Below are 14,773 nucleotides of genomic sequence, written 5' to 3' on the forward strand. Positions count from 1 at the left end.
AGCGCGCGAGACTCGGTTTGTCCTGTTGCCTAGGAGGTCGGGAGTTCCTTAAAGAGCGCGTCTTTTTCAGAGTCAGTTAGGTCACTCGCCTTTATGGCTGCCCGTGCTGCATCTGGATCCTCTGATTGCCATCGTTGGATGACTCGTTTCGACTCTCTTTGACGAATTTCCTCGGTGCCAATGGTTGCTGACCATTTGAAGGCAGCTTCAGGTTCTGAAGTCGTCACTTTACGAACGAGGTTTGTGACTGCCATATCTCGACTCGTGCCATTTTCCAGCTCGGATATCCAGACCGTGGCTGCGTAGGTATCATGCTCTAGCCATTCCCATGAAACTTGATTAATCGCTGCTCTACTAGCATCCTCATCTTCTATTTGGACTGCCCATGTGGAGGCTGCACCGGGATCTTTGCTAGCCCAGCTTTGGGCGATGTTTTTGCTATGCTCTCGTTGAAGTTCCACGCTTTGAGTGTCGAGGTAATCGACCAGAGCGGATGGATCTTTGAATGCCCAGGTGCTCAGCACTTTGTTCAATGCGCTCGCGGATGCATCGGAGGGTTCAAGCGAATGAACCCAGTCAAGTGCAACTTGCGGCTCGTCACGTGCTAAATGTGAACTGATGGATTTAATCAGTAGTGTTTTCTCTTGGCCGTCAGCCAAGCTCAGTATTCTATTTTTGGCTGCATCGATGCTATTGCTGGTTAAGGCATTGATCGCATGTCTGACGGCATCATTACGCTCATCGCTTGGGGGGAGGGCGCTAGCCCATTCTAGGGCTTCGATGGGTGCGCTTTTTGACCACTCCTTGACTAGTGAGTTGACTGATTTTTCATACGCGCGACCGTAAGGCATATTATCGATTAAGGCAATCGCTTCTGCCGGAGAACTGAGCGCAAGTTCATTGATGATCGATTGAATGGCATTGTCGAATTGTCGACCTTGTAAATGCTGCTGAGTATAGGCTAAGGCGGTTGCGGGTGATACCTTCGTGATTGAATAAATAGAATTCGCAATAAGGTCGGTCTTGAGTGATCCTTCAGGCGTTTGTTCTAGATAATCAAGGGCTGCATCGATGTCTGCTACAATCCATTGGCCAAGAACCGTGCTGAGCACTTCCTTACGGTCGTCGGCATCTTTAAGTGACGATGCGATCGCGGCAGATTGAGGCAGATCTTGCTGAATCAGCGCGATGCTGAACCCTTGTCGTGCATTGTTACGCGTCGTCCCTGGTTTGAGGCTTTCCAATGCTGCAAGAGCGCCTCCTACATCGTTCTTCGCCCAATTCATGAAGACGGAGGTATAGGCCCAATCATCTCGAGAAGTAGGACTCTCTGTTAAGATATCGAACGCTTGCTGTGGGTGATTCATCGATAGTCCATGTAGGAGTGATATCTTTGCTGACCTGCGATCTTCTTGATTCTGAATGCCTTCAATTGCTGTCAATGCCGCTTCGGGATCCGACTGTCCCCATTCTAAAAACAGCACCATCCCGAGATTTGACTTTTGAAGTGGATCAGTCAGCGACTGGCAATAGGCATGAGCACTTTCGGGGTCGATCGCGACCCATGCGTTCATAATTTGGAATGGCAAAAAATAATCATTCGGGTTCCGAGATTCTCTCAATCCGATAGAACTGATTGCCTCGCGTAATTCTGTTACGCCCATAGAGTCAATTACCTGAAGCGCTTTGATCGTTCCTTGCAGCGTCTTGAGTTCTCTAAACTCATGGAAGCGTTCTAATTGTTCCTCAGGGGAGAGTTTGGTTGTATTAGCTGAAGGGAGGTTCTGTTCCTGTTGCTGATCGTTTATTCGATTCAGTTCTGTGTGTGATCGATCTGATTGTGGATCGGTTGCTCCTTCATTCGGATTGCCGCGAAGGAACCACCCCAACGCAAAGGATGACAGAATTAGAATCGGAAATAGGTATCTCATGGTAATAGGCACTGAACTAGCAGCTTAGTGCTGTTTGGTTCAATCTTATTTTATTATCGTTATTGAAAGCAGAGATTCTACGAATATTCCTTCAACGATCCTAATTTCACGCAAGTTGCGGTTTGCTTCCTAGAGGCCTTACAGCTGTTGCAAGATGGTGCTATACGGCAATAGCGCCCACTGCTTAACTTTGAAATCGAAAGGTGGGTTCTTATAGACTGCTTCGAAGTCCGCCCATTGCTCTGCGTGCAGTCGCGCCATGCGAGATGAGACTTCTCGCATATTAATATCGATATTAAGCGGCGTTGTTTTCTGCAGTTCTTCGTGAGTTAGGTATTTTTTGAAATACGGCTGCCACTGTGAGCGTGGCATGCTTCGAAACATTTTTTTATATGAAGCTGCACTCGGGGCAGTGAAGCTTGCAGGTGGGATGCCACGGCATGCGTTTATTTCGTAGGCGATCAGCATTTCCGTTTGGTTGGTGGGTTGCCAATGACCCTGGCCTAACAAATTGTCTCCGCTCCAGCTAGTTACGCGCAAAATATCAAGATTCCAAGAGGCAAGACCTGCGGCAATTACAAGCCCCGTTATGGTGAGGGCGATACTACTGCGCCTGCGTGTGATGAATTGATACGACTTAATTAAAGCAGCGACAGACAGCGCGACAGAAAGAACAAAGGGGAGATACCAACTGAGCGGCTCCAGCTTCGGCCATTGCTGATAAATATGGGCGTAACCATAGGTTAAGCCTGCGGAAACGAGGAACAGCAGCGCTATGGCGCAGGTAAGCGCGATACGTCTTAGTATCGATGCTCGCCGTGCACGCTTTTTTTCAGGGCTATATGCATCTTCTAGGATGTCATCGATACGGATTTTATCCGCGTTCGTGGATACGTATGTCCTAGAAACTTCAGTATGCTGTAGCGTTAAAGGGGCATTTGGCTTTTCTGGTTCTGCATTCGCCTTTCGAGCCTGCTCCTCTGCTGCGAGTTGCTCGGGAGCACGAGACAACTTCATTTTGGGGCGCTTGTTTTCTTCGGGCATCGCCACATAATCAAATTACTTTAATTTTTGAGCAAGGATTAGTTTTTACACTACTCCGCTTCTAACGCTTCCAATTGCTCGTAAGCTTCGAGTGTATCGGCCTCTAGCTTTTCCAGCTTTGCGGCATCGCCGGTGAGGTCGTTGCTCTTGTCCTGATAATATTCGGCGGTGGCCATTTTCTCGCTGAGTGCGGTGTGCTCGGCTTCGAGTTTTTCAATCAGTCCTGGCAATGTCTTAAGGGCTTCACGCTCTTTGTTCGTTAGCTTGCGAGCCGGGGCCGCGACAGGTGCTGGAGCGGCTGCGGGTTTCGCGACTGGGGCGGGTGTTTTGGCGGCGAGTGCTTCCGCTGCCTTGCGCGCTTCGAATTGCTCCAGCCAGTCTTCACAACCACCGTTATATTCGGTGACGAGGCCGTCGCCTTCGAGGGCGATGGTGCTGGTGACAACGTTATCGAGGAAACTACGGTCGTGACTGACGAGCAGTAGGGTGCCTTCGTAGTCCAGCAGGCGCTCTTCGAGTAGCTCGACGGTTTCGATGTCGAGGTCATTGGTCGGCTCATCGAGCACCAGCACGTTGGCAGGTTGCAGGAAGAGACGTGCGAGCAGGAGACGGGCACGTTCACCGCCCGAGAGCTTGGTAATCGGTGAGCGTGCGGTTTCCGGCGTAAACAGGAAGTCCTGCAGATAGGTGATGACATGGCGAGGCCGACCATTGATCGTTACCATATCGCCTGCGGGGCTCACATTCTCTGCGACCGAGAGTTTTTCGTCCAATTGAGCGCGGTGTTGGTCGAAATACGCGACTTCGAGCTTGGTGCCGGCCACCACGGAGCCTTGCTGTGGCTGCAGCTTTTCGAGCAGCAGATTGAGCAGTGTGGTTTTGCCTGAGCCGTTGAGACCGACGATGCCGATCTTATCGCCACGCCAAATGACGGTGGAGAAGTCCTGAATGAGTGGCTTGTTGCCCCAATCGTAGCTGATATTGTCGACGGTGATGACCTTGCGGCCGGACAGTTGGCCTTCGTTGACGCTGAGCGAGGAGGTGCCGATGATGTTACGGCGCTTGGCGCGCTCGACGCGCATTTTCTGCAGCGAGCGCACGCGGCCTTCGTTACGAGTGCGGCGCGCTTGGATGCCTTTGCGAATCCAGACTTCCTCCTCGGCTAGTTTTTTATCAAAGACGGCTTGTTGCTTGGCTTCACCTGCAAGGAGGTCGGCCTTGCGCTGGAGGTAGGTGTCGTAATCACAGCTCCATGAAGTGAGTTGGCCGCGGTCGAGATCGACAATGCGGTTGGCCACGCGGCGGATGAAGGCACGGTCGTGCGAGACGAAGAGCAGTGAAATGTCGGCCTTGCGCAGGAATTCCTCCAGCCAACGGATGCCGGGGATGTCGAGATGATTGGTAGGCTCGTCAAGGAGCAGGATGTGTGGCTCGGCGGTGAGCGCACGAGCGAGTAGGGCGCGGCGCTTGTTGCCCCCTGAAAGGGAGGAGAATAGGGCATCGCCGTCGAGTTCGACTCGGTTGAGGATGTTTTCGACTTTGTGCTCAAGCGACCAACCGTCAGTGCGGTCGAGCTCTTCCTGTAGGTCATCCAGGCGTGTGGCAATGGCTTCGTCGTGGTTCTCATCGTATTCGTGCACGAGGCGGTGGTATTCGGCAACGACTTTGGCCGCAGGGCCGAGACCTGCGGAGACGATGTCAAACACGGTGCCTTCCAAATCTGAGGGAACTTCTTGGTCGAGCTTGCCAATGCGTAGGCCTGGGATGGCTTCGATCTCACCAGCGTCGGGCTTGATCTCGCCGTCGATGATGCGCAGTAGTGTGGATTTACCCTCACCATTACGGCCAATCAGGCAAATGCGTTCGCGCTTCTCGACGGTGATTCCGGCGTTGTCGAGCAGGCGTGGCCCGCCAAAGGAGACGGTAAGATTTCTGTAAGTGAGGAGAGCCACTATGAGTGAGGAGTGAGAGTGATGAGTGAGAGTGTGATGAATGCGAATCGGAAGCGTCCGATAAACATACAGGAGTTAGAAGTGAGGAGTCAGAAGTTAGTCTTTGGTGATGAAGTGCTTGAAATATCGCCAGTCACGTCAATTTTGCGAAGGACAAAAGCTACAGAGAGCATTGATACTCAGCTTCTAACTGCTCTTTTAAGAGATAAACAGAATCGCCACAATCGAGACAAGCCGATTGTGGCGATATTAAAGGTGTTGTTTCGCTGCCGTTGCCTATTGCGTTCTAAAACGGAAGAGTGTGGTGGAGCTGAATGACTCGTCGGGCGTGAGGATCGCGCCGCCCATTTCTGGGAAGGTGACGCTGTCCGCGTAGTCTTGAGTTTCAAGGCAAAATCCAGTCATTGGTTCGTGAATCGCGCCGCCTTTACCGATTTCAGGAGCACCGTCTGATAGGCTGAGGCCAGCGTAGAATTGCACGCCTGGCTCAGTGGTGAAGACTTCCATCACGCGGCCTGACTCTGGTTCGCGGACGATTGCAGCGGACTTTGGCAGCTTGGTGCGGCCGTTGTCTAAGAAGAAATGGATGTCTGCGTTGCCGACGCACAGTTCGAGTGTGCTGAGGAGCACTGGCTCACGATAATCGTTGAAACCAGCGACTACAGGATCACGACGACCGATCAGTGTGGAATTTTCATCAACCGTTGCGACGGAGTCTGCAAAAATCTGCATTTCATGGCCAAGGACGTCGCCCTTACCGGAGCCTTTGAGGTTGAAATACGAGTGATTTGTTATGTTGAATGGCGTGGTCTTGTCGGTCGATGCAGTATAAGCGATTTCGAGCGTGTTATCGTCGAGCAATGCGTAAGTGACAGTGCACTCGACCGTGCCGGGGAAGCCGTTGCTGCCATCGGGATCGGTGATCGAGAGGCGCAGCTTGTCGACGCCGTGGTCGTTGATCGTTTCGGCAGTCCAGACGAGTTTGTCGTAGCCATTGAGCCCGCCATGCAGTGCGTTTGCCCCGTTGTTGGCCTCCAGCGGGTAGGTTTTACCCTCCAGTGTAAAGGTGGCATCAGAGATGCGACCGGCGACGCGTCCTGTCGTGGCGCCGAAATGTGGGTGGCCAGCGACATACCCCTCGAGTGTGTCTTTGCCCAGCACTACGTCGGCAAATTTGCCCGCGCGGTCTGGCACGTTGAGTGCGACCAAAATACCACCGTAATTGGTGACTTTAGCGGAGAGGCCGTTTTTATTAGTAAGTGTGAAGAGGTTAACCGCTTCACCTGTTGGTAATGTGCCGAATGGCTTAGTTACAATACTCATGACGGGTCGCAAAAAAGCCAGTTCTAGCGGAAGAGCAATACGGGAATCTTAACAGTGCGGATCATAGCAGTCGTGGTGCTACCTACGATTAGATGACGTATATGGGAGTGTCCGTAGGCACCCATGACGAGTAGATCGATGTGATCTTGGGCGACGACATCGCCGATTACTTTGTCTGGTTCGCCATCACGCTGCTCGACTGTGACTTCGTAGCCAGCGGCTTCGAGAGTGTTCTTCGCGTTCGCTAGTGCCGATTCGATTTTCGCTTTGCCTGAGCCGACATAGAGCAAATAGCAGTGCATCCCCTTTAATAGAGGGTGACTTGCTGCATACTCGACCGCCATTTTCGAGCTGTCACCGCCATCGAAGGCTAGCACGAAACTCTCCATTTTGGTGAACTCACGCGAGGTCACGAGGACCGGATGTTTGCAGCTACGCACCACGCGCTCGAGATTGTGGCCTATATGTCCAGCTGCGAAGTCAGCGTGATTACCGCGTTTGCCGATCACCACGAGATCTGCGTCGCGCTCGTAGCTGTCGATCGAATCGCTGAGCCGTCCATGTTTTTGATCGGCGACGACTTCCTTCACGCCAGCTGCAGTGAGCTGTGTCGTTGCGTCTTCGAGGATGGCTTCGCCACGCTTGCGAGCAAGTTTCGCGCGGGTAGCTTCGAGTTCGACGATTTCCTTTAGCAAGGCACTTTTTGCACCCAAACCAATGCTACCGCTGGTATCAGCCTTGACTGGATTTTCGTGGTGCGGGTTGAGCATGTGCAGCACGTGAACGGATGCAGACATCTTTGCTGCAGCCCATGCTGTGTGATTGTAAACGCTGGGTGCGTAGATTGAGCCGTCGGTGCAAGCAAGTATGTTTGGCATTTGGGAATTAGGAGTTTGGAATTAGGAATTAGGAATGAACTGTCGGGTTTAGTGCCCTCCTGCTTCATCCATCGCACCAGGTTTATCGTGGGTGGCGATCTTTAGGACGAGTGTTTTACTGGCTTCATTCATACCCACAATGTCCACTTCAGTGCCTTCTCGGCGGAATTTCAAGACAACTCGGTCTAAGGCACCCACTGCGGAGAGATCCCAGAAGTGTGCGTGCGTCACATCGATGGTGATGGTATCTAGAACTTCACGGAAATCAAAGGCATCGGCAAACCTGTCAGCCGAGACGAAGAACAATTGGCCTGTGACAATATACTTACGGCCTTTCTTCGACACATCGAGCTCAGATTTGATATCGAGCAGTCGAGAAACTTTGTAGGCAAAGAACAGAGCACTGAGCACCACACCGATTCCGACACCGATAGCCAAGTTATGAGTGAAGACCACTGCGGCCACTGTCGCTATCATCACGACACTGGAGGTGCGGTGGTTATCGCGTAGGCCTTTGATCGAGGACCAGTTAAATGTGCCGAAGGAAACCATCAGCATGACTGCCACGAGTGCGGCGATCGGAATTTGATTCACCAAATCGCCCAGCACAAAGATGAGAATTAGCAATACGATGCCCGAAGCTGCAGTCGAGAGACGACCACGACCACCTGATTTGACGTTAATCACGGACTGCCCGATCATTGCGCAACCACCCATGCCACCGAAAAATCCAGCTACGAGGTTGGAAATACCTTGGCCCTTACATTCGCGGTTCTTGTCACTTTCGGTATCGGTAAAGTCGTCCAAAATACCCGCAGTCATGAGTGACTCCAGCAGGCCGACCACTGTCATTGGAATCGCGTAGGGAAGCACAATCATGAACGTTTCCCAGTTCCACGGGATATCAGGAAAGAGGAAAGACGGGAGTGAAGTCGGCAGTTCTCCCATTTCGCCGACAGTTTTAAGGGTCGTATCGAGCCCCATTGTGATCGAAACCGTAGTTAATACGATGATGCAAATCAGTGGCGATGGCACTGCGGTTGTTAAGCGCGGGAACCCGTAAATGATGACTAGCCCGCCGGCGACCATCGCATACATTATCCAGCCCTGACCTACGAACTCTTTGGCTTGGGTGATGAAATAGAGGATGGCGAGCGCATTGACAAAGCCTGTGACCACCGATTTTGAGACGAAGCGCATCAGGTCCGCTAATTTAAAGACGCCACACAATATCTGCAGCACCCCAGTCAACAGTGTCGCGGCCAGTAGATACTGCACGCCATGGTTGGCGACTAGTGAGCCAATCAACAACGCAATCGCGCCAGTTGCCGCGGAAATCATACCCGGACGTCCACCTACAAATGCAATGGTGATCGCGATACAGAACGATGCGTAGAGTGTAACCTTGGGGTCCACTCCAGCAATGATGGCAAATGCGAGGGACTCAGGGATGAGTGCAAGGGCAACGACTGTGCCAGCGATCACATCGCGGCGCGGATTCGAAAACCACTCTTGGAAATATTTGTTCTTTGTCATTGTTAAGTCTAAAAAATAGAAACGCCAACAGGGTCTCTGCTGGCGGGGTTGGCGCGCAGCAAGACAAAGAGTGCGCTCTTGATCAAGTAGAACTTTCAGAACCTTTTGACTTAGAACTACTCTGATTTCGTGGTGTGCGAGTATAGTGGTTCGCTACTGTAGATCCTCCGCATTTAGACCCGAGTCAGGGATCGATACGATCTACACGCTTGCTACGGTCTTAATCATACTCTTAATCCTAACGTTTAGAATGAAGACCTTTCGACTGAGCATGGACGATTGTGATGATGTATAAGATTACGAATATGACATAGTATATGCACTATTAGTAATCTTGAGGCGTGATCCAAGCGCGGAGAACTACTGGCGTTGTCACTTCGACTATGGAATTAACAATTCCAGCTCAGTTTCCTGATCCAGCTCAACCGTGTGCTCGCTGGTTTTTCCATCGTGTTCGATGGTAATTCGGTAGTCGCCCTTGAAGGCGCTGAGTGACAGTTCGCCGTTCTTATCTGAAGCGTGTCTCTCATCGGTCTTCCAGGTTTCATTGATCAAGCGTTCCCAGACCAAGCCGACTTTGCGCGGCGTGAAGTCCTTATTATAAAAGGCACCGTCCGGGCGGAACGTGTTCTCCAAAAATGTCCAGGTGACGAGGCTAGTCATCTGCGGGTGGCTGAAGACAATGGTCATGAAGTCTTCGGTGAACTGCGCCTGTAGATCTTCGTCCGGATGATCGAAGTCGTATTCCGTGATCTGCATCGGCAGGCCGAGCGCTGCAAAGCGTTCCAGACGCTCCCAGATTAGTTGGGGCGGTGTGGGGCTCTTGTAATGACCTTGAAATCCGATGCCATCGATCTCGGCATCATTGTCGACGAGGTATTGAATCCAGTCGAAATAGACATCCTGATGCTTTTGATCGCGATCCGATAGAATGCCATAATCGTTAATGTAGTTTGTATAGTTTGGATTCGCATCGCGCGCGGCTTTGAACCAATCTAGCACGACGTCTTTGCCCAGCAGATCCATGAAGTCATGCTCGGTATAGGGCTCATTCATCACGTCCCACTCGGTGAAGGAGTCGGGGAAGAGATTCGCGAATTCATAAATGTGGTCGATGATATCCTGACGAAAGGCCTCGGGGTCCTCCTTATAGAGATTGTAACCATCAGGGAGGCGCTCAAAGCCAGGCCATACGAATAAGTGGCCGCGCACCTCGATGTTGTTGGCCTTGGCCCAATCCAGCATCGCTGGCACGTTATACTTCATGTGCTCGTGCAGTCGCCACTTCATCGCGTTCTCTGGCGTGATTCGATTGCAGGTGCGTTTTAAAATCTCTGCATAACTCGCACGTTGATCGGCCGGAACTTTCGGCGAGGCTAAGCGCTCGGTCGAGATCGCGGCACCGAATCCAAACGCATGACGTGTCATCTCAACACGGACCTGTGCGTTTTTAACGGGTTTGCCATGGGCATCTACTAGTTTCAGCGAGAGTTGTGCTTTTCGGTGTTGCTCGATACGCTCGGCTGCAGCGGCACGCCACGCTGCGTCGGCGTCTTGCCCTGGGTAGATGATCTTCGATCGGGGCAACTCTGCTAGGCTTACTTCGTCGTTATACTTATAGACTGTGACTGCCGCTAGTTCGAGCACCTGTGGCTCAATGCTACCAAAGAAGAGGTTTAGCGACGTGTTGACGCCATCAAACCCAACCTCGAATGGAGCCATCACGAGCTGCCAGTCAGTGTCTAAACACATATCTTTCAAGTAATATGCCGCCCAGTGGTCACTCTCAGGTTTAAACTGCATCAACATACCATTCGCTCCAATCGCACTTTCGCTCGAAACCGACCGTGCATAAAATGCCACCATACCGACGTCGCCCTTTTTCCATTCGAAATCCTGCGTAAATGTGACCGACGGATAGTAAGGCGTGTCACTCGGCTGGCGAACATCGATGGTTAGACAGTTTTTAAATTCGAGTCCCTCGACTGAGGAAACGGTGCAAAGCATTGCATCGTCTTTGATCGACTCCGCGATACGTTGCAGATCTGCGTTATGGTTGGTGCACTGTGCTGCAGGAAATGCCGCCTCAAGTTCTGCAAGCGTAGTAATCTCTGCGTGTAGTGCACTACCGCAGGCAAGTAGTAAGGCTGTGATGGTCGGGCGTATCAATGAATACATAGTAAGTCGAAAGAGGTCTAAGAGTGGCGCAGTGCGAGCGCGGGGATTTCATAATCGTGAGGATGTTGTTATTAAGCTCCAGTGAATTTAATAATTATGCTAGCCGTAGAAAGAATGAGAATGCGCACCTTCTGTGGGGGTGGGGCCACTTCCAGAGATGCTGTCATTCGACAGCTAGTATTCGCCTATCTCGCTATGCAAATGTGCCTCACACAACAAACAAAGGGAAATTATCCACGAAAAATGTCGCCATATCGCCGTAAGTCCGTGCTATAGACGGCTTCGGTGATTTTAGAGCTCCGATTTCAGTATGAATAGTGATGCACTCAGAGTCTTTGAAGATCTACCCGTTGAAGCATTTCGACGCGTGGCAGATCCTACGTATTTACAACAAGGCCTAGCGTATTTTAGAACGCATGCGGTTAAGAATTTGCGTTGGGATTCAGTCTCTCGTGAGATGGTTGCAACGATCTGGGGCAGTCGCAGTAAGCCCTATCGGGTCGATCTTTGGGGCGAGTCTGGCAATTTAGAGCATCGTTGTGATTGCCCTGCGTGGGAAAATCTAGGCCAGTGTAAACACTGCGTTGCTGCAGCAGCTGCCTTGTATAGTGCGATACATGAGAAGAGTTTCGAAGGTATCAGCATGCCGGATACGTATATTCGGGAGCTTCGTCGTCAACTTGGCTACGTATCGCTAGAAGATGCTCCAACTGTGAGTCATGCTCAAGTCGCCAAAGTGACAACGGTCAAAAATACTCTGCTATTAACGGTTAAGCCTAGCACCGGGGATATTGCGTTTAAAATTCTGGGGCAATTGCCAGGTGGTTTCCTAAGTGCGGTCGCTTCCATCTCCGAAGGTGATGCGACTGCCCGAAGATTGGCTCGAGAATTTAGCTTACAGGATGTAGAGGCGGAATTACCACTCTTACTATCTGAAGCGAACGAACATGGCGTCGAAGTATTGATCGAAGTCGGTCAGGTTCGTAAGCCGCTGAAAATAGGTGAGGGCACGTTGCAACCGCAATATGTGCTCAACATTTGTGATGATGAAGTCGTCGCTAAAATGATTGGCCAATCTGATACTGGTGAGCGGCTTGAGATCCTTGGGGCACTCGGCAATACATATTGGGGCGTAGCAGAAGACGGCACCTTGTATGATTTAGGGGATAATTCCGCTGTTGAATATTATCACTTGTTTAGTGCACGTCATGACTCTGTCCGCAGCGATGGACTGCTGCCATCACCCTTGTCGATCGATGATTTTAGTATGCACGCCACTGTGCTGCCTTTCGAACAGGCATGGGTTGCTGGAGCTCAATTGCGATTTGCGTGCGAGGGTGAAGACTCCACAATTATTCATGTCGAAGAGAAAGACGTCAGGCTGGCTGTCAATATGACTGCTGGCCCTAATGCTCGAACTGCAGCGCTCGGATTTGCAATCGAGGTTCGCGGGCACCGCATCTCGCTCTTGCCGCTCATTCAGCATATTTTGCAGCCCGTTCTTGAACAGCGTGGTGATTTCTTTAATGCCAAATCGCGTGTTCGTGCGTTGATGGATACTTTACGCCAATACGTTGCAGCAGATGCAGAAGGCCGTCTACGCATTCGAGCACGCGTGTCGGGTGAGATTCCAGAGTTCTTTGGCGCCTATCAGGAAAGCATCGTATTAAAGATATTCAGTGGCTTAGATCAGGTGCTGAGCGCTGAAGCCGACGGCTATCGAGTCCTCGGGGTTGATTCAGCGACTGCGGAATGGGTGAGTTATCCGATCCCCATTCAGCGTCTCGCGATGTCGATTTTTAGCTTTTTTGAGCCTGAAACTCGCGATGATATTCGCTTGTTAGAGAAGGGACACTTCTCAGTCGAGGGCACCGGTGCGCGTGAGACGATGCTGCAGCGCGCGTCGTTGGTGTCGCGAACCATGCAGGTTGATTTTAAATATGAGAATCAGTCGGTTCGATCCGCGCCTGTTAAGGTGGAATTGACCAGTGAGTTGGAGCGCAAGAGTGATATCGACTGGTTTGCACTACACCCATCCATTCAATGCAATGATCGACAATTATCAGGAGCCGAGTGGCAATTGTTGGTTAGAGGAGAGCTATTACTCCGAGATGACGAGGGTAATTGGATTATCCCAGATTTAGGCGTCGATGAAGAGGCAAGCATGCACTTGCTTGCTGAGATGTTTGCTAAAAAGGATCGCGCTCGTGTTTCGAAGCGCGGTGAGCATGTCGAGGAGGCGATTCAAATCTCTCGATTAGAAATGTTGGATTGGCTCTCGATGCGTCGTAGCGGTTTAAAGATCACACTGCCACCAGAGGCCGAAGAACTGTTTCAAAGTCTGCGAGACTTTGAGCAACTTGCCCCCTTTACGCTTCCAAAGGGCTTTAATGCGGATCTACGCCCGTATCAAAATGAAGGCTGCGCGTGGATTGAGTTCCTCTATCAGCATCGTTTCGGAGCATGCCTCGCCGATGACATGGGACTCGGTAAGACAGTGCAAACCATCGGGTTTATTGCAGAACGCTTGCAGACAGACCTCAAGGATAAGACTGGCGCCATACTGATCGTGTTGCCGCCGAGCCTTGTGTTTAATTGGTTGGATGAATTTGAGCGTTTCGCGCCTGACATCAGGGTGCAGGATTGTTTGACGAGAGGTAGTTTAGGATCCGCGCTTGAAACCGCGGAAGTGATTCTGACTACTTATGATCGTGTTCGAGTCGAAGTCGCCGCCTACGAAGCGCATCACTTCGATGTCGTTGTGTTTGATGAGGCTCATAGCTTGAAGAATGTAACAGCTGCACGCACCAAAGCCGCTGCTCGTGTGACGCGGCGCTTCACGCTCTGCCTCACTGGCACGCCCGTTGAGAATAATATCAGCGAATTTTACTCGGTGCTGTCGACCTCGGTGCCGGGCATTTTTGGCACTCTCAAGCACTTTAAGGAAGCTTTTCGAAGAGACCCTGAGCGCCTGCTCGGTCGTGCTAAGCCTTTTATCTTGCGCCGAACGAAGGACAAGATTCTCAAAGAATTACCACGTAAGGAGGAGCACGAATTATTCCTCGAAATGTCTCCTATGCAGAAAGAGATGTATGCGCGCACTGTTGCGGAGGTGCGTGAGGAAGTGGCCGAAGCTTTTGAGGATCGTCCCGGTCAGCAAGCAGGCATCGTGGCACTCGCGGCCATCTTACGCTTACGCCAAGTTTGCGTCAGTCCCGAGTTGCTAAATAAGCCACTCAAAGAACTCTCACCGAAATTTGCCTATATGGCCGATAAGCTCGAAGAGCTGGAGTCCGAAGGCAACGCCGCGCTCGTCTTCTCGCAGTTTCGCGGTGCGTTGGATCAGATGGAGAAAGTCGCGAAGCAGGCTGGTGTGCGTTACCTGCGCATGGATGGCCATACGCCGATGGCCAAGCGCAAGAAGCTCGTGCAGGAGTTCCAGTCCGAGGACGGCCCTTCGTTTTTCTTTATTAGTCTCAAGACCGGTGGCGTCGGTCTGAATTTAACCCGTGCTAACTACGTGTTTCATGTCGATCCATGGTGGAACCCTGCAGTTGAAAATCAAGCGAGCGACCGTGCCCACCGTATCGGTCAAAAGCGCTCCGTATTTGTGCAACGACTCGTCATGAAGCATACCATCGAAGAACGCATGCTGGATCTAAAAGCTCGCAAGGCGGAGTTGTTTAGGCAGCTAGTCGATGAGCCAAGTGCACAATCCTCACATAGTGGTCTTTCGCGAACCGATTTCGAATTCCTGATTAACGGTTAGTATACCCCAGAAATACTGCCAGACAATGCTACGGATTTGTCACCTCCTGCTTTTTTGCTTTTTAACGACGTCTGTGTCGGCACAAGTAGAAGTGTGTTCTCCAAGTGAGCTACTGGAGTTTCTGGATGACGATCATGTGCATGTGAAACTGAAAACCAGGCA

The 14,773-nt window shown here is 51.3% G+C and carries 8 protein-coding genes; 1 reads left to right on the plus strand and 7 read right to left on the minus strand.

The window, feature by feature from the left end:
• Positions 1–29: 29 nt before the first annotated feature.
• The 7 genes from GZZ87_RS12540 to GZZ87_RS12570 form a co-directional block, all read right to left on the minus strand.
• Positions 30–1,931, minus strand: a complete 1,902-nt coding sequence (locus GZZ87_RS12540; protein WP_162025013.1) for a hypothetical protein — start codon at positions 1,929–1,931, stop codon at positions 30–32.
• Positions 1,932–2,069: 138 nt separating this feature from the next.
• The gene (locus tag GZZ87_RS12545; protein ID WP_162025012.1) at positions 2,070–2,975 is read right to left on the minus strand and encodes a MerC domain-containing protein; all 906 of its coding nucleotides are present in this window, start codon (positions 2,973–2,975) and stop codon (positions 2,070–2,072) included.
• Between the two features lie 50 nt (positions 2,976–3,025).
• Positions 3,026–4,927, minus strand: a complete 1,902-nt coding sequence (locus GZZ87_RS12550; protein WP_162025011.1) for an ATP-binding cassette domain-containing protein — start codon at positions 4,925–4,927, stop codon at positions 3,026–3,028.
• A 276-nt stretch (positions 4,928–5,203) separates the two neighbouring features.
• A complete protein-coding gene (locus tag GZZ87_RS12555) occupies positions 5,204–6,250 on the minus strand; it encodes an aldose epimerase family protein (RefSeq protein WP_162025010.1) in 1,047 nt (348 codons plus the stop codon).
• Between the two features lie 23 nt (positions 6,251–6,273).
• Entirely contained in the window at positions 6,274–7,128 is an 855-nt protein-coding gene (locus GZZ87_RS12560; RefSeq protein ID WP_162025009.1) for a universal stress protein, read from the minus strand.
• A gap of 48 nt (positions 7,129–7,176) precedes the next feature.
• Positions 7,177–8,664 (minus strand): SulP family inorganic anion transporter, encoded by a 1,488-nt coding sequence (locus GZZ87_RS12565; protein ID WP_162025008.1) that lies wholly within the window; start codon positions 8,662–8,664, stop codon positions 7,177–7,179.
• 381 nt (positions 8,665–9,045) lie between these two features.
• Complete coding sequence (locus tag GZZ87_RS12570) at positions 9,046–10,842, minus strand: endo-1,4-beta-xylanase (protein ID WP_162025007.1); 1,797 nt, start codon at positions 10,840–10,842, stop codon at positions 9,046–9,048.
• Positions 10,843–11,152: 310 nt separating this feature from the next.
• Between GZZ87_RS12570 and GZZ87_RS12575 the strand changes: the two genes are divergently transcribed.
• Positions 11,153–14,611 (plus strand): DEAD/DEAH box helicase, encoded by a 3,459-nt coding sequence (locus GZZ87_RS12575; RefSeq protein ID WP_162025006.1) that lies wholly within the window; start codon positions 11,153–11,155, stop codon positions 14,609–14,611.
• The last annotated feature ends 162 nt before the right edge of the window (positions 14,612–14,773 follow it).

Origin of the sequence: Lentimonas sp. CC4, assembly GCF_902728235.1 — a bacterium.
GTDB lineage: Bacteria > Verrucomicrobiota > Verrucomicrobiia > Opitutales > Coraliomargaritaceae > Lentimonas.